Genomic DNA, 24,597 nt, shown 5'->3' on the forward strand with positions numbered 1-24,597 from the left:
AATGATAGAGGTAAGACCAGATGAAGTTTCGGCAATTCTTAGAGAGCAATTGTCGGGCTTTAAATCAGAAGCCGAACTAGAGGAAGTGGGTACCGTACTTACCATTGGTGACGGTATTGCTCGTATATACGGCTTAACTAAAGTTCAGTCCGGTGAGTTGGTTGAATTTGATAATGGATTGGAAGGTATCGTATTAAACTTGGAAGAAGACAACGTCGGTGTCGTTCTTTTGGGTTCTTCAGATGAAATTAAAGAAGGAGATACCGTTAAGCGTACCAAACGTATCGCATCTATTAAGGTGGGTGAGGGTATGCTAGGTCGTGTTGTAAATACATTGGGGCAGCCTATGGATGGTAAAGGCCCTATAGCAGGAGAAACCTATGAGATGCCTATCGAGCGTAAAGCGCCAGGTGTTATCTACCGTCAGCCTGTGACTGAACCTTTACAAACTGGTATCAAGGCGATCGATGCGATGATTCCGGTTGGTCGTGGTCAACGGGAGTTGGTGATCGGTGATCGCCAGACAGGTAAGACTGCCGTGTGTATCGATACCATATTAAATCAAAAAGAGTTTTACGATGCAGGTGAGCCTGTATTCTGTATATATGTTGCTGTAGGACAGAAAAATTCAACGGTAGCGAATATCGTACGTGTATTGGAAGAAAACGGAGCGATGGCATATACGGTTGTTGTTGCCGCTTCGGCAGCTGATCCAGCTCCAATGCAATTTTATGCGCCAATGGCAGGTGCTGCCATCGGAGAGTTTTTCCGTGACACAGGTCGTCCGGCGTTGATCGTATACGATGATCTGTCTAAGCAAGCGGTAGCGTATCGTGAAGTATCGTTGTTATTGCGTCGTCCACCGGGTCGTGAGGCGTATCCTGGTGACGTATTCTATCTACACTCCCGCCTATTGGAGAGAGCAGCGAAAATCAATGCGTCAGACGAGATAGCCCGTAACATGAATGATTTGCCTGAATCTATCAAGCATTTGGTAAAAGGTGGTGGTTCATTGACAGCGCTTCCGATTATTGAAACACAAGCTGGTGACGTTTCGGCGTATATTCCTACAAACGTTATTTCGATCACCGACGGTCAGATTTTCTTGGAATCGAACTTGTTTAATGCAGGTATCCGTCCGGCGATTAACGTAGGTATCTCCGTTTCACGTGTAGGTGGTAACGCGCAGATTAAACCAATGAAAAAAGTATCCGGTACGTTGAAATTAGACCAGGCGCAATTCCGCGAATTGGAAGCCTTCGCTAAGTTTGGTTCCGACTTAGATGCGGCGACTAAAGCGGTATTGGATAAAGGTATCCGTAACGTGGAAATCTTGAAACAAGGCCAATATTCTCCGGTTTCTGTGGAGAAACAAGTAGCTATTATCTATGCCGGTACAAAGGGATTGCTTCGTGCTGTTCCGGTAGATAAAGTTCGTCAGTTTGAAGAAGAATTCTTGACACAGTTGGAGCAACGTCATCCAGAAGTTTTAGCAGCTTTCAAAGTCGGCAAATTTACAGATGAGTTAACAGATGTTTTGGAAAAAGTAGCTAAGGAATTAGCGTCAAAATATTAGATTCTTAGGAGCTAAAAAAAGAATGGCAAATTTAAAAGAAGTAAGAAGCCGGATTAGTTCGGTAACATCAACGCAACAGATTACCAAAGCCATGAAAATGGTGGCTGCGGCGAAATTGAAGCGTGCCACAAACGCTATCGTACAGTTACGCCCTTATGCCAACAAATTGAGGGATATTCTGGCACAAGTTTCTGCTTCTGTTGAAGGGAATGATTCACCTTATACACAAGATCGCATACCCACAAAGGTATTGGTTATCGTGTTGACTTCCAATAGAGGTTTGGCAGGAGCATTTAATGCAAACGCGATCAAAACGGCTAATAGCTTAATTTTCGGTAAATACGCTGAACAACATGCCCGGGGTAACCTGAGTATTATCGCTATTGGTAAACGAGGACATGATTTCTTTCAAAAGCGTGGCTTTAATGTTATTGGTAACTATAATGAGTTGTATAGTGATCTTAACTTTTTGAGTGTATCCCACGTAACCGAATATGCTATGCAGGAATTTAAAGCGGGAAATATCGACAGAGTAGAGGTTGTATATAACGAGTTCCGCAATGCTGCGGTTCAGATATTGACGACCGAACAGTTGTTGCCATTAGTGCCTCAGGAAAGATCAGATACTGTCGGAGTTGCGGAGACGGACTATATTATTGAGCCATCTAAAGAAAGAATCATTGAAGAGCTTATTCCGAAGGCTATCAAAACGCAATTATATAAGGCAGTTTTAGATTCCAATGCTTCTGAGCATGGCGCGCGTATGACAGCGATGGACAAAGCTACCGAAAATGCCGGCGAACTACTGAAAGCATTGAAATTGTCTTATAACCAAGCAAGGCAAGCTGCCATTACGACAGAGTTAACGGAAATCGTATCCGGTGCAGCGGCACTGTCAAATGGATAAGATAAATACCCATATTTGAAAAGGGAATCTTCAAGGATTCCCTTTTTGTTTGTATATCGTTATATATTACCCCGACATCCCGCTCAACATCATTATAATGCCATCTATTTTATGTAACTTTGTAACCTTACAAAAAGATGGAGTTTGGTGATGTTGAAGGTAATATATAGACCTTAAGCATCATTTGCATAAAATAAGTATGGCAAATATAGTGGCAATTGTTGGTCGCCCGAACGTTGGGAAATCAACATTATTTAACCGTTTAACAGAAAGTAGAAAGGCAATCGTTGACGATTTCAGTGGTGTGACGCGTGATCGCCACTATGAAATGGCGGAATGGATAGGGAAAAAATTTACGGTTATTGATACGGGCGGGTTTGTACATGGTTCTGATGATGTTTTCGAAGAAGCTATTCGCGATCAAGTCCATATTGCCATAGATGAAGCATCCGTCATCCTTTTTATGGTGGATGTGACGACCGGTATCACCGATTTGGACGATGAAATTGCCGATATACTCCGTCGAACCTCAAAGCCTGTATATGTGGTTGCTAATAAAGTAGACCACGCCAGAAGAACTCATGAATCAGCCGAATTTTATGCATTTGGGTTGGGAGAAATTTATAATGTGTCTTCGATAACCGGTTCGGGTACTGGAGAGCTGCTGGATGCCGTAGTGTCTCATTTCCCGGAAGAGAAAGAGGAAGAAGAAGTCAACTTGCCTAAGTTAGCCATTGTCGGCCGTCCGAACGTAGGGAAATCTTCGCTGACGAATGCACTATTAGGTAAGGAAAGAAATATTGTGACCGATATTGCTGGCACGACCCGAGATTCTATCCGCATTCATTATAATCAATTTGGTAACGAGTTTTTGCTGATCGATACAGCAGGGCTTCGTCGAAAGAATAAAGTGAACGAGGATATCGAATTCTATTCGGTTATGCGGACGATCAAAGCATTGGAAGATTCGGATGTCGTTATTCTAATGCTGGATGCTAATGATGGAATTGAATCACAAGATATCAACATCTTTCACTTAGCAGAAAAGAATAAGAAGGGTGTAATGATTGTGGTCAACAAATGGGATACCATTGAAAAGGATCACAAGACCACCAAAGAGTTTGAAACACGTATCCGCGAGAAAATTTCGCCGTTTACAGATGTTCCGATCATCTTTACTTCCGTAACAGAAAAACAACGTATATTTAAAGTGGTGGAAAAGGCCATGGAGGTGTATGCAAATAAAACGAAAAAAATACCGACCTCTAAGCTTAATGATGTCATGTTGGAGGTCATCCAGAACTATCCGCCGCCAGCCATGAAAGGAAAATACATCAAGGTAAAATATATTACGCAACTCGCTGGACGCTCGCCGATGTTTGCGTTTTTCTGTAATCTGCCGCAATATATCAAAGAACCATATAAGCGGTTTATTGAGAATAAATTACGCGAGCATTTTGATTTTACCGGAGTACCTATTCAAATATTTTTTAGACAAAAGTAAGCTGATCATAGATTTTATGGAACCTAATCTTGTTCTTTATAATACCCTTACCCGAAAAAAAGAAAAGTTTAATCCCCTAAATCCACCGTTTGTCGGCATGTATGTGTGTGGCCCGACGGTGTACAGTGAGGTCCATTTAGGGAACTGCCGTACGTTTGTATCTTTCGACATGATCTTTCGTTACCTGCTGCACCTGGGGTATAAGGTAAGGTATGTAAGAAATATTACCGATGCGGGGCATCTTGAAGGTGACCGGGATGAAGGAGATGATAAGTTTTCCAAAAAGGCAAAATTGGAGCAATTGGAACCTATGGAAATTGTGCAGAAATATACGCTCGGTTTCCATGAGGTTTTACGACTTTTCAATACGTTGCCGCCGAGCATCGAACCTACAGCAACGGGACATATCTCGGAACAAATTGAGATGGTACAACGCATTATCGATAATGGTTATGCTTATGAAGTCAACGGTACGGTATATTTTGATGTAGAAAAATATGTAAAGGAACACGATTATACGATTTTGACAAATCGTAAGCTAGAGGATCTTTTAAACAATACCCGAGAACTAGGCGGACAGGACGAAAAACGAGGGCGGTTGGATTTTGCCTTATGGATTAAGGCGAAGCCGGAGCATATTATGCGCTGGCCAGCTCCGTGGAGCGTAGGATTTCCTGGATGGCACATCGAATGTTCGGCGATGAGCAGTAAATATCTGGGTGCGCAGTTCGATATCCACGGTGGAGGGATGGATCTTGCAGCGACACACCATACCAATGAGATAGCTCAATCGGAAGCTTGTCATCACGTTCAGCCGGCTAAATATTGGATGCATACCAATATGCTGACCGTAAATGGCGCGCGGATGTCGAAATCTGCGGGAAACGGCTTTCTTCCACACGAATTGTTTACAGGCAATCACCCGCTGTTAGATAGAGGCTACTCGCCGATGTCGGTTCGTTTTTTTATGATGCAGGCGCATTATCGTAGCACATTGGATTTCTCGAATGACGCATTGGATGCCGCTGACAAGGGGTATAAACGCCTAATGAACGCTATCGGTTTGCTAGGCAAGATAAAACCGTCGAACGGAAGTAATGGCGACTTTGATCTTGTTGCTTTAAAGCAAAGATGTTATGGGGCTATGGACGATGATTTCAATACGCCGGTGCTTATTGCTGAATTGTTTGAAGCAGTCCGTTTTATCAATGCTGCATACGACGGTAAGATGGCGATGAATCAAACCACGAAAGACGAACTCAAATCGTTTATGCAGCTTTTTGTAGCGGATATATTAGGCCTGAGAAATGATGCTTTAGAAGGCGATGCCGATGATACTGACGCATTAATGCAGATTATTATCAATCTGCGCAATGAAGCAAAGAAAAATAAAGATTTTACGACATCAGATCGTATTCGTGAAGATCTCCAATCTATTGGTGTTCAATTAAAAGATAGCAAAGATGGGACGCTTTGGAATAAGATTTGATTGTAAGACGACAAAGTTGTGTAAATGAAGATAATAAAAATCTATTCGATAATAACCGCTATCATGCTGTACGGTGCATCCACGAATGTACATGCACAATTACCAGATAAAGTAGGGAGCTTGATTACCGCAGATCGGACGGCGTCTAACCTGGCGAAAAGAGAGAATCTACACAAAGCATTTATGTCTATCGTTGACAAAGAATCAACGCTATATGTTCCTTCTCCGGTAAACGCCATAAATTACTTGAACAATCGGCCGAATATACCGGACGTCATGTCGTGGGAGCCAAATTTTGCGTTGGTCTCCAAGAGTTTAGATTGGGGGGTGACATCAGGACCGATGGAGTTTCAGAAGGTAGGTGCGATAAAAAGATTTGGGCAGTACCTCACGGTTTGGCGTCGGGATAGAAAAGGAAACTGGAAAGTACATATACGGGCTGAGGTCGAGAATTTTGGAAAAGGTGCTAAATCGGATTTGGTGTATTATGAGCCCGACGATTCGTGGTATCTAAAGCATCGTTCGAAAGTACGTCTGCAACAGAGAGAGGAAGTGGTGACGCAAAGTGACGAACTCTTCTCGACGATCTTAAAAGCAAATAACGAAACTGCGTTCAATGAATTTCTTGCAGATGACGTACGTTATTATTACCCTTGGGAGACAGAAATAGAGGGTAAGAAAAACGTACTTGCTTTTTTAAAGAAAAAGAGAATAGAAATTACGACAGATCCATCCGGTGTTGGCCGCGCATATAGCGGAGAATATGCTTACACTTCTGGTACAGCGACTGTACGGTCTAAAGATAAAGTGGTGAAGTTTAATTATATCCGTATTTGGCAACTGAAAGACGATTATCAGTGGCGGGTTATTGTCGAGATGATGTTCGAGAGATAAATAAGAGGCGTGAGCCTCTTATTTATTTGCTAAAACTTCTTTGGTTTCATCCATCCATGGTTTCAATACATCGCATTGGAGAAAATCTTCATCGATGTCAATAAAGGTGTTTTCCTTGCGCTCCTCAAACCATTCACTAAGTTTTCTGTTAACCTTATCCTGGCTCGCTGCTTCTTGTATCTTTGCAAAGTCTTGTTCCAGATTTGCTTTATGTGGTGCTATGCGAGATTTAAGATAGACGAATTTGTATACTTGTTCACCTGTTTGATCTGCAGAGAGAAATGACTTAGAATATTGCCCAATCTCAAGCGGATCTATGGCTGTAAAAGTCTCCTTATCTAATCTGTTGATTGGAATCAAAGGAGAATGGTCTTCGGGGTTCATGATCATCCCCCCAGAATATTTTGTTTCGTTGTTGTCTGAATGTAAGGTAGCTGCTGCATGAAAATCGAGTTTTCCTTCGGACACCTTGTCGTAGATACTGTCTAATTTCGCCTTTGCGCGCTGCAAGCTAGCTGATGTAGGTTTCTTTTTTATCAGTACATGACGAACATTGACCTCCTCACCCCGCCGTTGCAGGACTTGTAAGAAATGGAAACCAAATTGGGTTTCGAATACAGGTGAAACGTCTCCCTCCTTAAGCTTAAACGCCATAGCGGAAAACTCCTTTACATAGTGATCTCGTGTCGCGAATCCTAACTCCCCTCCATACGGAGCTGATCCATCTTCTGAATATAAGCGAGCTACCGTTCCAAAATCAGAGCCGTTTAATACTTGTTGTCTATATCCTTCGGCTTTATTTCTGAACTGTTCTTTTTCTTCCTTGGTTAATTCCGGTTTGATAACGACTTCACCAATTTCTACCTCCGTATCAAAATAAGGAAGGCTATCCTGATCGAGGCTTTCAAAATATTGCTTTACTTCTGCAGGCGTGACATTGATCGTCGATACGATGGTCTGGCGCATTCTATCTGCTTTCAATTGCTCCGCCACATTGGAGCGCATCTCCTCTTTATACTGTAAGAGCGAGCGGTTTAGAAACTCTTCCAAACGTTCTTTTCCTCCGGCTTGTCTAACCATCATCTGCATCCGTCTATTCAAGTTATCATCAACCTCCGCTTCAGATACTTCAATGGAATCGATTGCCGCTTGTTGGGATAATAGCTTTTGGGTAAGAAGTTGCTGCAAGACGTAACATTTCATTTCTTCATTCGGTTTTTCACCTTGTGCTAAATACTGCGCATATTGCATTTCTACATCGGATTGCAAAATGATGCTGGAACCTACGGTGGCAACCACCCGGTCTACCAATCTCCCTTGTGCATATACGGATTGCAAACAAATGATGGCCACAATTGCCATTCCCAGTAAACTTATATATTTCTTCATCATAAAACGTTGCCTCTAAAGCACTGCAAAATTACCCACTTTCTTCTCAAAAGTACTAAAACTTTGCCCGTTAATTTGTTAAAAATGTTAAAAAATAAAAGGGAATGATTTCATATGCTAAAATGTGTAATTTAGCGTCAGTTACTTTACGTAAACAATAATATGAAAGCAACAATGATATTTGTATTAGGTTGTATAGCCCAATGGTCGACGGCGCAAGAGATTCCTATGTTTATCGGAACATATACCCATGCTGGAAGTCAAGGGATTTATTTGTATATGTTTGACAAGAATAGCGGAGATGCTACCATGTATTCATCGACTGCCAGTGAGCACCCATCTTTTTTAGCAAGATCGGCAAAGGGAGATATGTTGTATGCCGTAAATGAAACAGGAGATAGTACAGCTGCACTGTCCTCATTTACTTTTGACGGCGATGCTTTGTCTTTTGTGGATGCGATGCCTACAGAGGGCAGTTACCCATGTCATGTTGCCGTAAGTAAACATCATCCCATCGCCGTTGTTTCTAATTATGGCGGAGGATCCCTATCCGTGTATCGGCTGGAGAAAAATGGCGGTTTAGCAGAGAAAATACAACATATACAGCAAGAGGGGGCAGGGCCGAACAAAGAAAGACAGGAGGCTTCGCATGTACATTCTGCTTTCTTCAGCCCCGATGAAAAGCACGTATATGTACAAAATCTTGGTACGGATAAGGTCACTATTTATAGGATAGATAAAACGAATGATAACTATTCTTTGGTAGAAGAAAGTCGTATATCGACTCCGGCGGGAGGTGGTCCCCGCCATCTGGTATTCGATGAAAAAGGAGAAAACATATATGTGCTGTTGGAAATGACAGCTCAGATTGCACATTATGAAAAGAATGGTGAAAACTGGAAGTTAGTGGATACGGTTTCTATCAATGAAGACGGTTTTGAGGGGGAAGATGGCGCGGCAGAAATAAAGCGTTCGGCTGACGGAAAATTTATCTATGCATCCAATCGTGGTGATGCCAATACCATTGCACTATTCGCTATAGACAAATCAGGTAGGCTAGAACGTAAAAAAGTATATCCTACTGGGGGAGAAGGGCCCCGAAATTTTAATATCTCCCCAAATGGACAATTTTTGTTAGTTGCGAATCAAAATACAAATAATATTACCGTTTTTGAACGTAATCAGGAAACTGGAGAATTAACAGACATTGGTAAACAAATTGAGGTTTCGACACCGGTTTGTATCGTTTTTTAAGCGTAGACATGTCGTATTACATCCTTATTCTGTTTCTTCGTCTGTTTTGGCGATGTTAGGAGCATCGTCTTCGCGATCATCGTCCGTGTCACTTTCTTCACTTTCCAACTCATGTGTTTCGTCGTTGTACATGCCGGCAAGCTCGTCAATAATGGTGCCTTTCCAAAGTGGTGTGCCCGTGAAATATGCAGCCCTGCCAATCATGTGTGCACCGATAGGAGCAGTAATAATCAAAAAGAAAATGATAGCAATGGCTTTGGTTGTTACGGACACGTCCGGGAACATAACCGCAGCACAGATGAGTAATAGACCAACGCCTAGGGTAGAGGCTTTTACAGTTACGGATAGACGTAAATAAAAATCTGGCATTCGTAATATTCCGATCGACGCAAATAAAATGGAAAGTGCACCTACAGTGCTCAAAATGGCTAAAACTATTTCAATCATCTTTCTGTTTTTCTATATAATAAGCAAAGGCCACTGTGCCTAAGAAAGCAATCAGGGCAAGAATAATGGCGACGTCCAAAAAAACTTCTTGATTCGAACGAATGCTGTATACGGTTATAATTCCGATACCAATCGTGATGACCAGATCGAGTGCTACCACACGGTCTACTATGGCTGGACCCTTGAACAGGCGAATGAACACCAACATAACGGAGATGGATAATATCGGGAGGATAACGTAGTCGAAATATGCTTCTAGTGTAATCATCTTAAAATCGCTAATAGTCTTCTCTCCAAACCAGTTTGTGTCTGTCTGACAAACGTCTCTGGGTCTGTTAAGTACATTACGTGGATATAAATCGTTTTCTTGTCATCACTGATATCCACAATGAGTGTACCCGGCGTCAGCGAGATCATCGTCGTCAACAAGTTGATTTCAAAATCTGTTCGTGCGCTCATGGGGTACTTGACAATCCCTGGTTTGAAGAAATATTTTGGTGTAATCACATCAAACGCAACCTGTATATTAGCTTTTACGACCTCATAAAGGAAGTAGAAAATAAAGCCTATAATTTTGGGCACACGATAAAAATATCGGTGATCCGTTTCGTTGCGATTCATGATCCAGAGGATAAAGAACCCGATCATGAACCCAAACAAAAAGTTGGTGTAATAAAGAGAACCTGTAAGGGCAACCCAGATTGCTGAGAGCAATAGATTCATTAAAAAATTCTTAATCATATGTTAATCCGTTTTATTTCCCAAAACGGCATCAATATATGCCGAAGGATCCATTAACTGTGTCGATATTATGTCTGTTACTTTGATGATAGCTTCTGCGTTTAATCCTATGTATAGTGTTGCAAATGCCATTAATGCTATAGGAAGTACCATGAGTATTTTCTTATACGGAAGCATGGGGGCGAAGAGATTTTCCATCTCCCTAGAAGCAGGTGGATTTTTCCAAAACACTTCGGACCACATCTTGGCAATAACATATAGCGTTACAAAGCTACCGATAATCAAGGCAGCTATGTAGAAGTACTGATGTTGAGAAAAAGCTTCTTGAAAAAGAAAGACTTTTGGCCAAAATCCGGATAGTGGAGGTATCCCCACGAGCGAAAATAAGACAAGGGCAATGAGAAGTGATATTTTTGGATAGTCACCGTACAGGCCGCCTAGTTTGTTCATATCCATCGTTCCTCTCAACTGTCGGATAAGACCGGCAATGAGAAACATGTTGGTTTTAACCATAATGTCATGTATCAGATAAAACACAGCTCCCATAAGGGCGACCTTGCTGAACATGGCAATACCGCCCATCATAAAACCGATATGACATACGATGAGATAGGAGAATAGGCGCCGTATATTCGTTTTTATAAGCGCACCAAATGCACCGGTTAAGATGGTCAAAACAGCGATGACCATTAAAAGTGTTCGTGTGAAATCGTCTGGAATAAAAATCAAGCTGAAAATACGCAACATAGCGTAAATACCGACTTTTGTTAACAAACCTCCGAAAGTTGCGGCAACTGCCGAAGGAGGGGTATGGTAAGAGGACGGTAACCAATAATATAATGGAAATACGGCCGATTTGATCCCAAAACCAATAATAAAAAAACAAGAAGTAATGCCAATGAGTGTCTTATTTTGCACCTCTTGGATTCTAATGGACAGGTCTGCCATATTGAGTGAACCGGTAATGCCGTAGAGAATCCCAATTCCGGTCAGAAAAAACATGGAAGCCAAAATATTCATGGCCATGTATTTAACAGCACCCTCCAGCTGCGCTTTTCTTCCGCCTAGGGTCATCAGTACAAAAGAAGAGATAATAATGACCTCAAAATAAACGTACAAGTTGAAGATGTCGCCGGTTAAGAATGCACCGTGCAACCCCATAATGAGAAAGTGAAAAATCGGAAAATAGCCGTAGAGCATCCGTTGTCTGCTAAGGCCGATCGATGAAAAGATGGAAACGGCAAAACAGGCAATAGACGTGAGTAATACCAAGGTGACACTCAGGAGATCAGCAACGAAAACAATCCCAAAAGGAGCATCCCAGTTTGCGGCGTTTAACGTAAGTATGCCGCCTTCATATACCCGATTAAAGAGCCGAATAGCAACCATGAGGCCGATCAAACTCCCTCCAACGCTCAGATAACGTTGGGTGAGCGTTTTTCTCCAAAACATAAGTTGGACTATCGCGGTAAATAATTGCACAAAAATAGGTGCTAAAATATGGTTGTCTATCATATATCTTCTTCTTCAGGAGTATTTAAATCGTCTAAGTCATCCGAGTCCACCAATGCATATACTCGTTTTAATAGCACAATGGCAAAGGAAGTCAAGCCAAAACTGATAACAATAGCTGTTAAAATTAATGCTTGTGGTATAGGGTCGGCATAGATTTCTTGAAAAACTTTGTATGCTTCGTCAATAACCGGAGGACTTCCTTTCGTAATTTTCCCAAGGACGAAAATTAATATGTTCGCACCATTTCCCAATAGCATAATACCGAGTAGAAGCTTTACCATGCTCCTTCGCAGAATTAGATATACACCAGCGGCATATAATAAACCTAATATCAAAACCAATAGTAATTCCATATCAATCGTTTAGGGCTATGGTAAACAAAATAGTTAAAACAACACCAATTACAACCAGGTATACGCCTATGTCAAAAAATAATGCAGAACCAATCATGCCTATAACGGGGATAGGTTCTTCAAACCATAGTCCCGTCATGGGCGGAAGTCCGAATAATAACGGAAAAGTAACGCTTATTGTCGAGGTTGCCAGCCCAATGGGAATTAATGAGAGCGGTTTGTATCGCAGTATTTTCATCGTGCTTTCTGTACCGTTGGCAAAGCTATGGAGCACGAAAGCAATGGAAGCAACCAATCCACCAACGAAACCACCCCCGGGGAAATAATGTCCACGCAGAAGCAAGAAAAATGAAAATAATAGTAATATCGGAAGCAAATACCGGGTAGCTGTCTGTAATATAGCACTCTTCATATTTTTTATTTTTTTATTCCTTCTCTGAAGATTTCAATCGTAATTTAATTAAACTATAAACGCCTAATGCGGCTATAGCGAGTACAGCTGTTTCGAACATCGTATCCATCCCACGGAAGTCTACCAAAATCACATTGACCACATTTTTCCCTTTGGCGAGCAAATAAGCATTCTCACCGTAAAAATCACTGATAGCCGTCGAGTTTGGTTCGTAAAGCACACGTAGTGCAATAAGGGAGATAATGATACCGAATCCTAACGAAACGATAGCATCCCGAATTAAAAGTGCCCGGCTCATAAAGTTGATGAAGGGAGGAAGTTTGTATAAAACCAATACGAACAATACGGTGGTTAGCGTATCGATCGTGAATTGTGTCATGGCTAAATCCGGGGCGCTGTAAAAAACGAACATCAAACAGATACAATATCCGATTACACTGGTAGATACGACGGCGGTTAGACGCGATCTTGTGGTCACAATAATATACAACGCGCCTAACAAAATAGCTGCAATACCGAACTCATACCAAGATACCGGTGTTAAATTCGTATAATCGATACGAACGGGGCCCCCCAACCATAGTTTGTAGCCTAACAATAGTTCTGCAAAAAGAATAATCTTAATATGATAGGAGCGGAGGTATCCGTTGTGGATTGTGTTTGTATACCAGCTAGCTGCTTTTTCTATGCCCCTTCCAATCTTACGAAAAATATGCTGTGATGAAATGACATTAAACCGTTCGAGCGCAAGCAATTTTTCCTCTGTGGGGTTGTTGGCGAAATATAAAGCAATTCCGGCAGCTAATGTGGCGACACTTAATGTAAGAACAATATTAAATCCATGCCATAGTTTTAAATGCATGTCCGTGACCTCACCCGCTATAGCATTCGCCGTTTGGTGGCCGAAGTAATCGCCCACAACACCGGGAAATAGACCAAACAATATGCCCAATACCGCTAAGATCATTGGCGGAATCCACATAGATCTGTACGGGAGACGCACATGCTGGAAATCTTCTGGCAGCTTTCCGGCAAATGGCTTAATGCCGGCTCTAAAACCAGCCGTCACCAATCCTATGTTCGTCAGAACAGCAAGAGCAGTTAACCAGACCTTCCAGTTTTCTTGAAAGTTCAATGTCGCTTCATAAATCAAGTCCTTGCCAATGAAACCGAATGTAGACGGCACGCCTGCACTGGACAGTGCTGCCAATAATGACGCTATGAAAACGGGCATCATCACTTTACGTAGCCCTTTTAATTTTGTAATATCGCGAGTATGTGTTTCATGATCAATTATCCCAGTCACCATGAACAAAGTTGCTTTATATAAGGCGTGTACTACAATAAATACGCTGACCGCCACGATTGCATCCTTTGTACCAACACCTAGCAAAAAGGTTAAAATACCTAGTGCAGAAACTGTAGAATAAGCAAGAATACCCTTTAAATCGGTTCGGAAAAGGGAATGAACAGCGGCGAAAATCATCGTAAAACCGCCCACCACCATGAGAATAACACTCCACAACTCGGTATTTCCCAATATCGGTGTGAAACGCGCAAGCAAATACACACCGGCTTTTACCATGGTGGCTGAATGAAGATACGCCGATACAGGTGTTGGTGCTTTCATAGCGCCCGGTAGCCAAAAATGAAATGGGAATTGTGCAGACTTGGTGAACGCGCCAATGCATATAAGGCCCACTATTAACGGATATAATGGATGGACTATCAACTGGTCATGGTGCGCAAACAATTCGCTGATAACGAAAGTTCCTGCAATATTACCGGCCAATATCAATCCGGCTAACAGGAAGAACCCGCCCATCCCCGTAATACTCAGTGCCATTAATGCGCTGTTTCGGGACGCTTTACTATCGTTATTAAAACCAATCAGAAAAAAAGAGCTGATACTAGTCAGTTCCCAGAAAATAAATAGCGTCAGGATATTATTGGAGAGTACAACGCCTAACATGGCGCTCATAAAAAGGAGCAGGTAGGCAAAAAACCGGTCAAAGTAAACATGTCCCTTTAGATAACTGCGGCCGTAAAAAAAGATTCCTGTCCCAATTCCCGTAATCAACAGTGCAAAAAGTAGGGACAAACCATCCAGACGGAAGTCGAAGTTAATGCCCAAGCTTGGAACCCAGGCAAGGTGTTGAATGACGTTCGTTCCATTGGCGATAACAGGTACATGCCATAAATAGAACAAAAAAAGAATGACAGGAATAAATGGGAGCAAAATACTCCATTTCGTCTTAATAAACTTGCCGAAAGGAACGAGAAGGCTCGATGTTATTAGTCCTGTTAAAACAGTAAATAGCATGCAGTCTTTATGTTTAAATAATATTGGAAACGTTATAAAATTACAAAAAATCCGCAATTTGTCAGGTTGTTTTTTGAAATATTGTTATTTTTAGAGTATGAAGAGAATAAACCTATTGCTCCCTCTATTAGCTTTTTTATGCTATTTTCAGGTAGCCGCACAGTACCAAAAGCCAACACTTACTAATAATGAATCTTGGTCCTTGATTCTGATGCCGGATCCACAGACGTATACGCGTTTTCACAAAAATGTCGGAATATTGAACTTGATGACCGGTTGGATATATGAGAACGTGGATAAATTGAATACAGAGTTTGTGTTGTGTACCGGAGATTTGGTGGAACATAATGATTTGATCCATTTGAAGGGAAATGATGGTACAGCGAATAGTTTGAAGCAGTGGCAAAATGTAAGAAACGCTTTTGCGACTTTGGATAATCGTGTGCCTTATGTGCTCGCAACCGGAAACCATGATTTCGGTTATCGAAGTGCAGAATACCGTTCTACCAATTATGACAAGTATTTTAATGTGAACCAAAATGGATTTAACCAACGTGCATTGCGGGAGATCGGGCCACAGATAAATGGTCAGTCTAGCGCGGTGAATGCACTTTATGAATTTCATACTCCACACGGTAAAGATTGGCTGGTCATGGTGTTGGAATTTGCACCGCGTGATACGGTGGTTAAATGGGCGAAGCAGATACTGGAAGCAAAGCCTTATGTAGACAAAGACGTGATTCTGCTAACGCATACATATCTCAATAGCAAAAGCGAGCATATAAAAAGTGAAGGTTATAAAATGCCGGATGTAAACTACGGCGCGGCGTTATTTGAGAAATTGGTAAAACCATCGAAGAATATCCGTTTGGTCTTTTCGGGGCATATTGGTGCCCCGGATAATTTTGACGCCCATCTAGGTTTTAGACGTGACAAGAATGCCGCTGGAAAAACCGTATCGCAAATGACATTCAATGCGCAGGCGATGGGAGGGGGGTGGCATGGAAACGGTGGAGATGGCTGGTTGCGCTATCTGGAATTTATGCCAGATGGCAATACGGTAAAAGTAAAGACATTTTCACCCTTATTTGCGATTTCGCCCACTACACAAGATTTAGCCTATAAAACCGAAGAGAACCAAGAGTTTACCTTTACGTTGGATTAGTGAGGGCATTTTTCTAATTCTCAAGTTTGGATCCTTCGCTGTAGACTAAAAAAAGCCTCTCGTTTTTGCGAGAGGCTTTTTTAATGCTGTTTATTATTTTAGCTATTTCTTCATTTCTTCTGCTCCTTTGATGATCGCTTCGACGACGGTTGGATCCTGTAACGTAGAAGTATCGCCTAAATTGTTGATCTCGCCTTCTGCAATTTTGCGTAAGATACGACGCATAATTTTTCCGGAACGTGTTTTCGGCAGATCTGATACAAACTGAATAATATCCGGCTTGGCAATCGCGCCAATTAAACGTGTAATCGTTTGTAAAATATCCTGACGTGTACTTTCGGCATCGATGTGATGGCCTGCAACAATGACATACGCATAAATGCCTTGCCCTTTAACCGGATGCGGATAACCCACGATGGCAGATTCTACGACGTCGGAGTGCATGTTGATCGCATTTTCCACCTCTGCCGTACCGATTCGGTGACCGGAGACATTTAATACATCATCGACACGCCCAGTAATTTTATAATAACCTTCGGGGTTTCTGTAACAACCGTCACCCGTGAAATATTTGTTTGGATAGGTGGAGAAATACGTTTGGCGACATCGTTCGTGATCGCCCCAAGTTGTGCGCAACATGCCTGGCCATGGGAACTTAATACATAGATTTCCCGTTACATCGTTGCCTTCGATTTCTTTGCCATCTTCGTCCATTAAGCATGGTTGTACACCTGGGAGCGGTAACATCGCGTAACTCGGGACGGTTGGTGATATACCTGCCATCGGTGCAATCAATATACCGCCATTTTCGGTCTGCCACCAAGTATCGGCAATCGGTGCTTTGCCCTTTCCGATTTTTTCATTGAACCAATGCCAAGCTTCTTCATTAATAGGCTCGCCTACAGATCCTAATTTTTTGATACTGCTCAGGTCCTTACCTTCTAAATACTCGTCTCCAAAAGCCATTAGCGAGCGAATGGCCGTAGGTGCTGTATATAAGATGTTTACTTTATATTTATCAACGATATCCCAAAGACGTCCCGCATCGGGGTAGGTCGGTGTTCCTTCAAACATTAACGACGTCGCGCCCTGCGATAGCGGGCCGTATACAATGTAACTGTGGCCTGTAATCCAACCAATGTCGGCTGTACAGAAATAAACTTCGCCGGGCTGGTATTGGAATACGTTGGAAAACGTATATCCCGTATAAACCATATAGCCACCCGTGGTGTGTACGACACCTTTAGGCTTGCCAGTCGAACCCGAGGTATACAGTACAAATAAAGGATCTTCTGCATCCATTTCTTCGGCAGGACATGGAGGGTTTCCTTGGGTTTCCACCTTTTTAATTTCGTCTTCCCACCATACATCACGACCTTTTATCATCGATATCGGTGTACGCGTACGCGTTAATACAATGACACGTTCTACCGAATCACATTGCATAAGGGCGTCGTCTACAATAGACTTTAATTCCAACACTTTTCCCGCGCGGAATCCGCCATCGGAGGTGACAACCAATTTACATTCCGCATCGTTAATGCGATCGGCAATAGAACGAGCCGAGAAACCACCAAATACAACGGAATGGATTGCACCAATACGTGCGCACGCCAACACGGCGATTACTAACTCCGGTACCATAGGAAGATAGATACATACACGGTCTCCCTTAACCACGTTGTTGTTTTTTAACACGTTTGCAAAGACTTCGACTTTCTCTAAAAGTTGCTTGTAAGTGAGGATGCGGTGTGCCTCGTTTGGATCATTAGGCTCCCATATAATGGCAGGTTTATCTCCTAAATTATAAATATGGCGGTCTAAACAATTTTCGGTGATGTTAAGCTTTCCTCCTTCAAACCATTTGATGTTAGGTTCGGTAAAGTTCCAGCTTAGTACATTTGTCCACTTTCGTTTCCAAAAGAAGTTTTCAGCAATTTCTCCCCAAAATGCTTCGGGGTTTTCGACGCTGTGTTTATACGCCTCCTCGTACTCCTCAAAACTTTTAATCTGTAGGTTCATGTTTTTTTAAATACAAAATTTAAATGATTAACTTTTATCCAATGCAGACATTTATTTATTGAAAGTTGTCCGTATCGGATATACAAGCACTAATTTAGTTTTTTTTGCCATTAATGTCAATTTTTTACCTGTAAGTATTCGTATTTTTATTTGCGATGAAGATATTGAAGCGAACATATTATTTCCTCATTTATACCAATCTGTTGATTGCAGGAGCTGCAATAGCACAATGCGCATTAACGTATCTATTCTTTAATGCTGCGTTTGATTATCCCATTATAATAGTGGAGGGGGCGGCAACCTTACTTTTGTACAATTTCAGTATGCTGTTATCCAAACCCCGGGATCCACAGAAATCCGTTTATAAACGTACACGTTGGATATTTAGGAACGAATGGCTATTGTGGTTAAATAGCGCAATAGGATGTTTTGTTTTGATATATGCAATTTTCCAAATTCATTTATTTAGCTTGTTTGTTTTAACAGGAATAGGTGTCATGAGTGTAGCGTATTCTGTTCCAATAATACCCTATAAAGGGAAGTGGGTTGGATTCCGCCAGTTGCCGGGTATGAAAATTTTTCATATTGCGTTAGTTTGGACGCTAAGTTCGGTGTGCCTGCCAGTTTTTGAGATGTATTTGGATGGATTAACAGTTGATTTACATCTATTCCAAACGCTTTTCCTGCTAAAGTTTATTTTCTTGCTCATTTGTACTCTACCTTTTGACATCCGGGATATTCAACAAGACTCTTATTATCATTTAAAAACGATACCGAATATGATTGGCGCGGATAGGGCGATTTTATTGTGCTACGCTCTTATTATAGTGCATAGTGCCATCGTTCTGCTGTCGAATATTCAATTGAATGTACAGATGGGGGTATTGACAACGAACCTGTTGATTGCAGTCATACTAAAACAAGTTGTGTTCAGAAATGCAAATCGCTATCATTATGCGTTCTTATTAGACTTTGCATTGATAGCGCAGTTTTTAATAGTTTACTTGTTTTTATAAAAACCAATAATCTTATCGGCTATAATATCCGATAGTTTATAATAACTGTCGAATGTCCACCCGGCTACGTGGGGACTTAGCAATACGTTATCCCTTGAAATAAGATCGCCGTACCAGTTTGTTTCGCTGAGCGCAGGGAATTTTTCGATAGGTAATACATCAAATGCCGCACCTAAAATTTTACCGGCATCTAGGTATTTCAAAACCGATGGGATATTTGTTATAGCCCCCCTGGCGCCCATCAGAAAAAAGATGGGTTTGCGGAAGTGAAAGAGATATTCATCATCTACCATTCCTCTGGTTTCACGCGTCAACGGAATATGAAAACTTAATACGTCCGCTTGGCGGACAACTTCTTCCATCGAAACCTCTTTGGCATAGGCATCAGAAAACCCGGTCTTGTATTTGTCATACGCAATGACATTAACATCAAAACCTGAAAGTTTTTTCGCCATCGCTTGGCCATTATGTCCATACCCGATTAGCGCTACTGTTCGTCCTTTTAATTCATACCCTCGGTTTTCTTCCCTACACCATTGTCCAGTACACACTCCTCGATGCCCACGGTTTAGGTTGTTCATTAAGGATAGCAGCATCCCGATCATGTGCTCACCAACAGCGTCCTTATTACCGTCGTTCGCCGAAAAGAGGCGGATGCCTTTTGAGGTGGCGTATTCCTCGTCGATATTGTCCATCCCTGCTCCGGGACGGGCGATAAACTGCAGGTTGGTGGCGAGATTAAGAAAGGACTGGTCGACTTGAAATTTGGAACGGATAATCAGCCCCGTATATTGTTGAATAACATTTTCAGCATCCGCTCTGCTGAAGCTAGGTTGGTAATCGTACGCAATTCCGGCTTGATCCAGCTTCTCTACTAATATAGGATGTATGTCGTCTACAATAAGAATATTCATTTTTAACTAAATTTTCATAAAATCTACAGATAACAATTTGTCTAAATTCCTTTGAGCTAATTTGGCGGGCATAATTTTCAGGAGCATATTCCGCATGCTGATTAATAAACTATTGTCCCATTGCGCGATTTCTCCTATCCGTCTGGAAGTATCCATAATATATTTTGTTCGAGGCAATCTTCTTTTTTCAAACGAGGAGAACGCTTCCTTGACATCCTTTTCTAATCCTAGTTCATCCAATAGAACTGCTACATCCTCTAAAGCTTGACAAGCCCCTTGACCCATATTGGGCGTTGTAGCGTGTCCGGCATCGCCAATGAGAAGAATGTTGTCATAAGCAAGATGTTTGAGCGGTTCGATGTCCATAATGTCATTCCAAATCAGTTCGCTATCCTTGGTATACGCTAGAATAGCAGGAATAGGGTCATGGTACGATTGAAAATGTGTTAATAAATCCTTGATTTTGTAATCTCGATATACAGGATTATGGGATGTAGCGTTTATACATGCATACCAATAGATACGATTATTGATTAAGGGTGTCATCCCAAACCTTCCTAATTTTCCCCACGTTTCTGTTCCCTTATCCAATGTTATCTCCGTATTATCAATGGTCGCGCGCCAGCAAGTATATCCCGAATAACGAGGTGTGGAGGATGGTATGAGTTGTTGCCGGAGTGGAGACTTCACCCCATCGGCAATAATTAAAAAATGTGATGTATGCTGAGTGCCGTCGTCAAAAAATAGGGTAACAGTATCTCCATATTGTTCTAACCGGATAGCTTTTTTGCCTAATTGTAGTTTTTGAGTTTTGATTTTAGATAGCAGGAAAAGGTGTAAATCTGCACGATGAATGGCGAAATTTTGTTGCTGATACTTTTCACGGATCGCATGGGTATCGGGAGACACTAAAAGCCTTCCTTTATGGTCTAAAATATTGTAGCTATCCAGATAATAACCTATTTGTTCTACTTCAGTTCTCAAGTCAAGTAGATCTAAAGCACGCATCGCATTTGCTGCGAGACCAAATCCTGCACCTATTCCTTTTAACTCCTTTGCTTGCTCAAAAAGCACAAAGTCCTTGTTGATTTTTTGAAGAGCTATAGCCATGGCAAGCCCTGCTACACCGCCACCCACAATGGCAAACTCACTATCTATCGTTTTGGTGTATGGCATTGACAATTTCATTTGTTAAAGCGACAAAATCTTCGACTGACAACCGCTCTGCCCGGAGCTCGTACAATGGATTGTCGCTCATCCTATCTTTAGGAACAACAGCAGACAAGGCGTTTCGTAACGTTTTGCGCCGTTGGTTGAAAGCGGCTTTTACGACACGCCAAAATAGTTTTTCGTCACAGTCAAGTCTATCACGGTCGTTCCTGGTCATTTTAATAACACCCGAAAGTACTTTGGGAGGTGGGTTAAATGCACCGGCTTTTACCGTAAAAAGATACTGTACGTCATAATAAGCCTGCAAGAATACACTGAGAATGCCGTATTCTTTGCTGCCAGGCTTTGCTACACAGCGTTCGGCTACTTCTTTTTGGAACATCCCGACCATCTGTACCACACGCCCGCGCTCTTCCAAAATCTTAAATAGAATCTGAGAAGATATATTATAAGGGAAATTACCGATGACCGCCATCTTATCTCCCAAAAATTGACTGAAATCTAGTGTTAGAAAGTCTCCGTGAATAAGCCTGTTGTCCAACTGTGGGTATTTGTCGGCAAGAAACGTGATCGATTCATCATCCACATCAATCAGCCAGGTTTCGTAAGCGTCTTTTTGAAGTAAAAAGTCGGATAGCACGCCCATACCGGGACCGACTTCCAATACCTGTTTAAAGCCCAAAGCAGGCTCAAGGGCTTCTACAATCTTCTGTGCAGTATGTTTATCGTTTAGAAAGTGTTGTCCTAAGTGTTTCTTTGCGCGTACGGTACTCATTCGTCGTTGGGGTGTTAAAAAGCAAAATTAAACATTATTATGCAATTTTCTGTGTTGTTCAAGGTTACCTTATAGGTGGAAACGGTTTTCTTTTTTGGTCAACGACGAGAAAGCTTTTTATTTACCCTAAATTTTGTAATTTTGATTCAAAGCTTTCGGAAAATGAGTGAAAAACTAAAAATAGGTATTACCGTTGGGGATGTAAACGGCATCGGATTAGAAGTGATTATTAAATCGTTGATGGATAATCGGGTGTTAGATTACTTTACGCCAATTGTGTATGGTAATACCAAAGTTGCTTCATTCCACCGAAAAGCAATTGGTGTACAGGATTTCAGCTTCAATGTTATCCATCATCCCGACCAAGCAAATGCTAAGCGCGCCAATATGATTAACTGTTGGCAGGAAGATGTGAAGATTACCTTGGGTGAACAGAACGAAATCGGAGGGAAATATGCTTTTCTTTCTTTGGAGAGAGCTGCGGAGGATCTTCGTAATGGTAAGCTCGATGCATTGGTTACTGCGCCTATCAATAAGCACAATATACAGCAGGACGGTTTCCATTTTCCGGGACATACTGAATATCTACAATCTAAAATGGAAGCATCCGATGTTTTGATGTTTATGATTGCTGATGAGCTTCGCATAGGGGTTGTTACTGGGCATATTCCTGTCAAGGAAATTGCAGGTGCTATAGCAGCGGAGGCTATTTTACAGAAATTACGGATGATGAACGAAAGTCTTAAGAAAGACTTTTGGATTGAGAAACCTAAAATAGCTGTACTTGGATTAAATCCCCACGCGGGAGATAATGGATTAATCGGTACGGAAGATGAAGATATTATTGCTCCAGCTATCCAAAAAGCAAAAGAAGAAGGGATTTTTTGTTTCGGACCTTATCCTGCCGATGGTTTTTTTGCAAGCGATACGTATACCAAATTTGATGGCGTCTTAGCGATGTACCATGATCAGGGCTTGATTCCATTTAAACATATTGCTTCTCGTAAGGGGGTTAATTACACGGCGGGATTACCCATCGTTCGTACATCTCCGGACCATGGGACAGGCTATGACATTGCTGGAAAAAACTTGGCATCACATGAATCTTTCTTGGAAGCTATTTTTTCTGCCATTCATATTGTGAGCCGCCGCCGGGAACAAGAAGAGCTCGCTGCCAACCCGCTCCCGTTCCGACGCCTGTCAAAAGATCGAGATTAGCAAGAGGCGGTTTGTACGAAATAATCTGTATTTTTGCTGGCTGTAGGCGTTGAGCCTAGAGAAGAAGCTATGCGAGAAAATTTACAATATCCTATTTTTCAAATAATCAGAGATTTAGCAGATAAAGAGCAGATCGAATGTTACGTTGTGGGTGGATATGTTCGCGACTGTATTATGGGGCGTCCTTTTAAAAACGACGTCGATTTGGTTGTGATTGGAAGTGGGATTGATTTTGCGTCTAAGCTCGGCGAAATTTTACATACTAAAGTTGCCGTCTATAAAAATTTTGGAACAGCTATGTTGGTATATGATGGCATTAACTTGGAGTTTGTAGGCGCCCGGAGAGAATCTTACCGTTCCAATTCCAGAAAGCCCGTTGTCGAGGATGGTACGCTTGAAGATGATCAGAACCGTCGGGACTTTACGATTAATGCGATGGCGTATTGTCTAAATGCTGATCGTTTTGGTGAACTTGTAGACCCTTTTGATGGAGTGAAGGATATTCAAAACCGTATTATTCGGACACCGCTTGACCCAGCTATCACGTTTTCTGATGATCCGTTACGCATGATGCGCGCCATCCGCTTTGCTACACAACTTAACTTTAAGATTGATGTGAAAGCTGTTCAAGCTATCGCGGAAAATACGGAACGTATTAAAATTATCTCGAAGGAGCGGATTATCGATGAACTGAATAAAATCGTCATGGCAGCTAAGCCGTCCGTCGGTTTCCGCTATCTATTTGATACAGGATTACTGAAGATTATTTTTCCTGCGATGTACAATTTACATGGGGTCGATATAATAGACGGACGCGGGCATAAAGATAACTTTTACCATACATTAGAAGTTCTGGACAATGTGGCATCCCTATCAGAGGATCTATGGTTGCGGTGGGCGGCGATTATGCATGATATCGCGAAGCCCGCCACCAAAAGATATGATAAAAGAGTAGGATGGACCTTTCATGGTCATGAAGATCGCGGTGCGAGGATGGTGCCGAAGCTTTTTGCTGAACTGAAACTTCCGCTCCATGATAAAATGAAGTTCGTCCAAAAACTGGTGCAACTACACTTGCGACCTATTGTGTTGGCGCAAGATATTGTGACGGATTCGGCCGTACGCCGACTGCTGTATGAAGCAGGTGATGATATTGATGCACTAATGCTTTTGTGTCATGCCGATGTGACTACCAAGAATGAGTTTAAGAAGAAAAAATACCGTGGTAATTTTGAGCTGGTAAAACAGAAATTAAAGGACGTAGAAGAGCGGGATAAAATTCGGAACTGGCAACCTCCTGTATCGGGAGCGGATATTATGGCACTTTTTGAAATAGGGCCGGGCCGTGTGGTCGGTATAATCAAAAATGCGATGAGAGAAGCTATCCTGGAGGGAGAGATTCCTAATTCTCGTGAAGAGGCATTGTCTTTTATCCTAAAACAGGGAAAGCGGTTAGGCTTATCACCTAAAACGAATACGGCACTTTAATTTTTTAAAAATTATTGTAATTTTA

Annotated in this window: 22 protein-coding genes; 10 read left to right on the forward strand and 12 right to left on the reverse strand. The window is 41.8% G+C overall.

Features of this window, described 5'->3' with window-relative positions:
- Position 1: 1 nt before the first annotated feature.
- From atpA to G5B43_RS13740, 5 genes are all read left to right on the forward strand, one after another.
- Positions 2-1,576: a F0F1 ATP synthase subunit alpha gene (atpA, locus tag G5B43_RS13720; protein ID WP_165295371.1), complete on the forward strand. Its 1,575-nt coding sequence runs from the start codon at positions 2-4 to the stop codon at positions 1,574-1,576.
- Positions 1,577-1,598: 22 nt separating this feature from the next.
- A complete protein-coding gene (gene atpG / locus G5B43_RS13725; RefSeq protein WP_165295372.1) occupies positions 1,599-2,483 on the forward strand; it encodes an ATP synthase F1 subunit gamma in 885 nt (294 codons plus the stop codon).
- 199 nt (positions 2,484-2,682) lie between these two features.
- The gene (gene der / locus G5B43_RS13730; RefSeq protein WP_165295373.1) at positions 2,683-3,987 is read left to right on the forward strand and encodes a ribosome biogenesis GTPase Der; all 1,305 of its coding nucleotides are present in this window, start codon (positions 2,683-2,685) and stop codon (positions 3,985-3,987) included.
- A 16-nt stretch (positions 3,988-4,003) separates the two neighbouring features.
- Positions 4,004-5,476 (forward strand): cysteine--tRNA ligase, encoded by a 1,473-nt coding sequence (gene cysS, locus G5B43_RS13735; protein WP_165295374.1) that lies wholly within the window; start codon positions 4,004-4,006, stop codon positions 5,474-5,476.
- A gap of 24 nt (positions 5,477-5,500) precedes the next feature.
- Positions 5,501-6,370 (forward strand): DUF4440 domain-containing protein, encoded by an 870-nt coding sequence (locus G5B43_RS13740; RefSeq protein WP_165295375.1) that lies wholly within the window; start codon positions 5,501-5,503, stop codon positions 6,368-6,370.
- Between the two features lie 18 nt (positions 6,371-6,388).
- Here G5B43_RS13740 and G5B43_RS13745 read toward each other — a convergent pair whose 3' ends face one another.
- Positions 6,389-7,762, reverse strand: a complete 1,374-nt coding sequence (locus tag G5B43_RS13745) for a peptidylprolyl isomerase (protein WP_317167527.1) — start codon at positions 7,760-7,762, stop codon at positions 6,389-6,391.
- A gap of 159 nt (positions 7,763-7,921) precedes the next feature.
- On the opposite strand from G5B43_RS13745, the gene G5B43_RS13750 reads away from it, so the two are divergent.
- On the forward strand, positions 7,922-9,013 hold the full coding sequence (locus G5B43_RS13750; protein WP_165295376.1) for a lactonase family protein: 1,092 nt from the start codon (positions 7,922-7,924) through the stop codon (positions 9,011-9,013).
- Between the two features lie 24 nt (positions 9,014-9,037).
- On the opposite strand, the gene mnhG is transcribed toward G5B43_RS13750, so the two are convergent.
- From mnhG to G5B43_RS13785, 7 genes are read right to left on the reverse strand one after another with little or no spacing between them, the layout of a single operon-like run.
- Entirely contained in the window at positions 9,038-9,460 is a 423-nt protein-coding gene (mnhG, locus tag G5B43_RS13755; RefSeq protein WP_165295377.1) for a monovalent cation/H(+) antiporter subunit G, read from the reverse strand.
- The gene (locus tag G5B43_RS13760; protein WP_165295378.1) at positions 9,453-9,728 is read right to left on the reverse strand and encodes a monovalent cation/H+ antiporter complex subunit F; all 276 of its coding nucleotides are present in this window, start codon (positions 9,726-9,728) and stop codon (positions 9,453-9,455) included. The genes mnhG and G5B43_RS13760 overlap by 8 nt, the downstream gene beginning before the upstream one ends.
- A complete protein-coding gene (locus G5B43_RS13765; protein WP_165295379.1) occupies positions 9,725-10,201 on the reverse strand; it encodes a Na+/H+ antiporter subunit E in 477 nt (158 codons plus the stop codon). Before G5B43_RS13765 ends, G5B43_RS13760 begins: the two co-directional genes overlap by 4 nt.
- A 3-nt stretch (positions 10,202-10,204) precedes the next feature.
- Complete coding sequence (locus G5B43_RS13770) at positions 10,205-11,716, reverse strand: proton-conducting transporter membrane subunit (RefSeq protein WP_165295380.1); 1,512 nt, start codon at positions 11,714-11,716, stop codon at positions 10,205-10,207.
- Positions 11,713-12,069 carry a Na+/H+ antiporter subunit C gene (locus G5B43_RS13775; RefSeq protein WP_165295381.1) on the reverse strand — a complete coding sequence of 119 codons (357 nt, stop codon included), beginning with the start codon at positions 12,067-12,069 and terminating at the stop codon, positions 11,713-11,715. The genes G5B43_RS13770 and G5B43_RS13775 overlap by 4 nt, the downstream gene beginning before the upstream one ends.
- Before the next feature lies 1 nt (position 12,070).
- Complete coding sequence (locus G5B43_RS13780; RefSeq protein ID WP_165295382.1) at positions 12,071-12,481, reverse strand: Na+/H+ antiporter subunit B; 411 nt, start codon at positions 12,479-12,481, stop codon at positions 12,071-12,073.
- 13 nt (positions 12,482-12,494) lie between these two features.
- Positions 12,495-14,804, reverse strand: coding sequence for a putative monovalent cation/H+ antiporter subunit A (locus G5B43_RS13785; protein WP_165295383.1), 2,310 nt, complete (start codon positions 14,802-14,804; stop codon positions 12,495-12,497).
- A gap of 97 nt (positions 14,805-14,901) precedes the next feature.
- Here G5B43_RS13785 and G5B43_RS13790 point away from each other — a divergent pair, with 97 nt between their 5' ends.
- Complete coding sequence (locus G5B43_RS13790; protein ID WP_165295384.1) at positions 14,902-15,969, forward strand: metallophosphoesterase; 1,068 nt, start codon at positions 14,902-14,904, stop codon at positions 15,967-15,969.
- Positions 15,970-16,071: 102 nt separating this feature from the next.
- Here G5B43_RS13790 and acs read toward each other — a convergent pair whose 3' ends face one another.
- Positions 16,072-17,991, reverse strand: a complete 1,920-nt coding sequence (acs, locus tag G5B43_RS13795; RefSeq protein ID WP_165295385.1) for an acetate--CoA ligase — start codon at positions 17,989-17,991, stop codon at positions 16,072-16,074.
- A 155-nt stretch (positions 17,992-18,146) separates the two neighbouring features.
- Between acs and G5B43_RS13800 the strand changes: the two genes are divergently transcribed.
- On the forward strand, positions 18,147-19,007 hold the full coding sequence (locus tag G5B43_RS13800) for a hypothetical protein (RefSeq protein WP_165295386.1): 861 nt from the start codon (positions 18,147-18,149) through the stop codon (positions 19,005-19,007).
- Here the strand turns inward: G5B43_RS13800 and G5B43_RS13805 are convergent.
- From G5B43_RS13805 to rsmA, 3 genes are read right to left on the reverse strand one after another with little or no spacing between them, the layout of a single operon-like run.
- Entirely contained in the window at positions 18,992-19,921 is a 930-nt protein-coding gene (locus G5B43_RS13805; protein ID WP_165295387.1) for an NAD(P)-dependent oxidoreductase, read from the reverse strand. The genes G5B43_RS13800 and G5B43_RS13805 overlap by 16 nt on opposite strands.
- A 6-nt stretch (positions 19,922-19,927) precedes the next feature.
- Complete coding sequence (locus tag G5B43_RS13810; protein WP_165295388.1) at positions 19,928-21,097, reverse strand: FAD-dependent monooxygenase; 1,170 nt, start codon at positions 21,095-21,097, stop codon at positions 19,928-19,930.
- On the reverse strand, positions 21,072-21,866 hold the full coding sequence (gene rsmA / locus G5B43_RS13815; RefSeq protein WP_165295389.1) for a 16S rRNA (adenine(1518)-N(6)/adenine(1519)-N(6))-dimethyltransferase RsmA: 795 nt from the start codon (positions 21,864-21,866) through the stop codon (positions 21,072-21,074). The genes G5B43_RS13810 and rsmA overlap by 26 nt, the downstream gene beginning before the upstream one ends.
- Positions 21,867-22,028: 162 nt before the next feature.
- Between rsmA and pdxA the strand changes: the two genes are divergently transcribed.
- Positions 22,029-23,084: a 4-hydroxythreonine-4-phosphate dehydrogenase PdxA gene (pdxA, locus tag G5B43_RS13820; RefSeq protein WP_165295390.1), complete on the forward strand. Its 1,056-nt coding sequence runs from the start codon at positions 22,029-22,031 to the stop codon at positions 23,082-23,084.
- Between the two features lie 69 nt (positions 23,085-23,153).
- A complete protein-coding gene (locus G5B43_RS13825; protein WP_165295391.1) occupies positions 23,154-24,572 on the forward strand; it encodes a CCA tRNA nucleotidyltransferase in 1,419 nt (472 codons plus the stop codon).
- The last annotated feature ends 25 nt before the right edge of the window (positions 24,573-24,597 follow it).

Source organism: Sphingobacterium sp. SGR-19 (assembly GCF_011043555.1).
GTDB lineage: Bacteria > Bacteroidota > Bacteroidia > Sphingobacteriales > Sphingobacteriaceae > Sphingobacterium.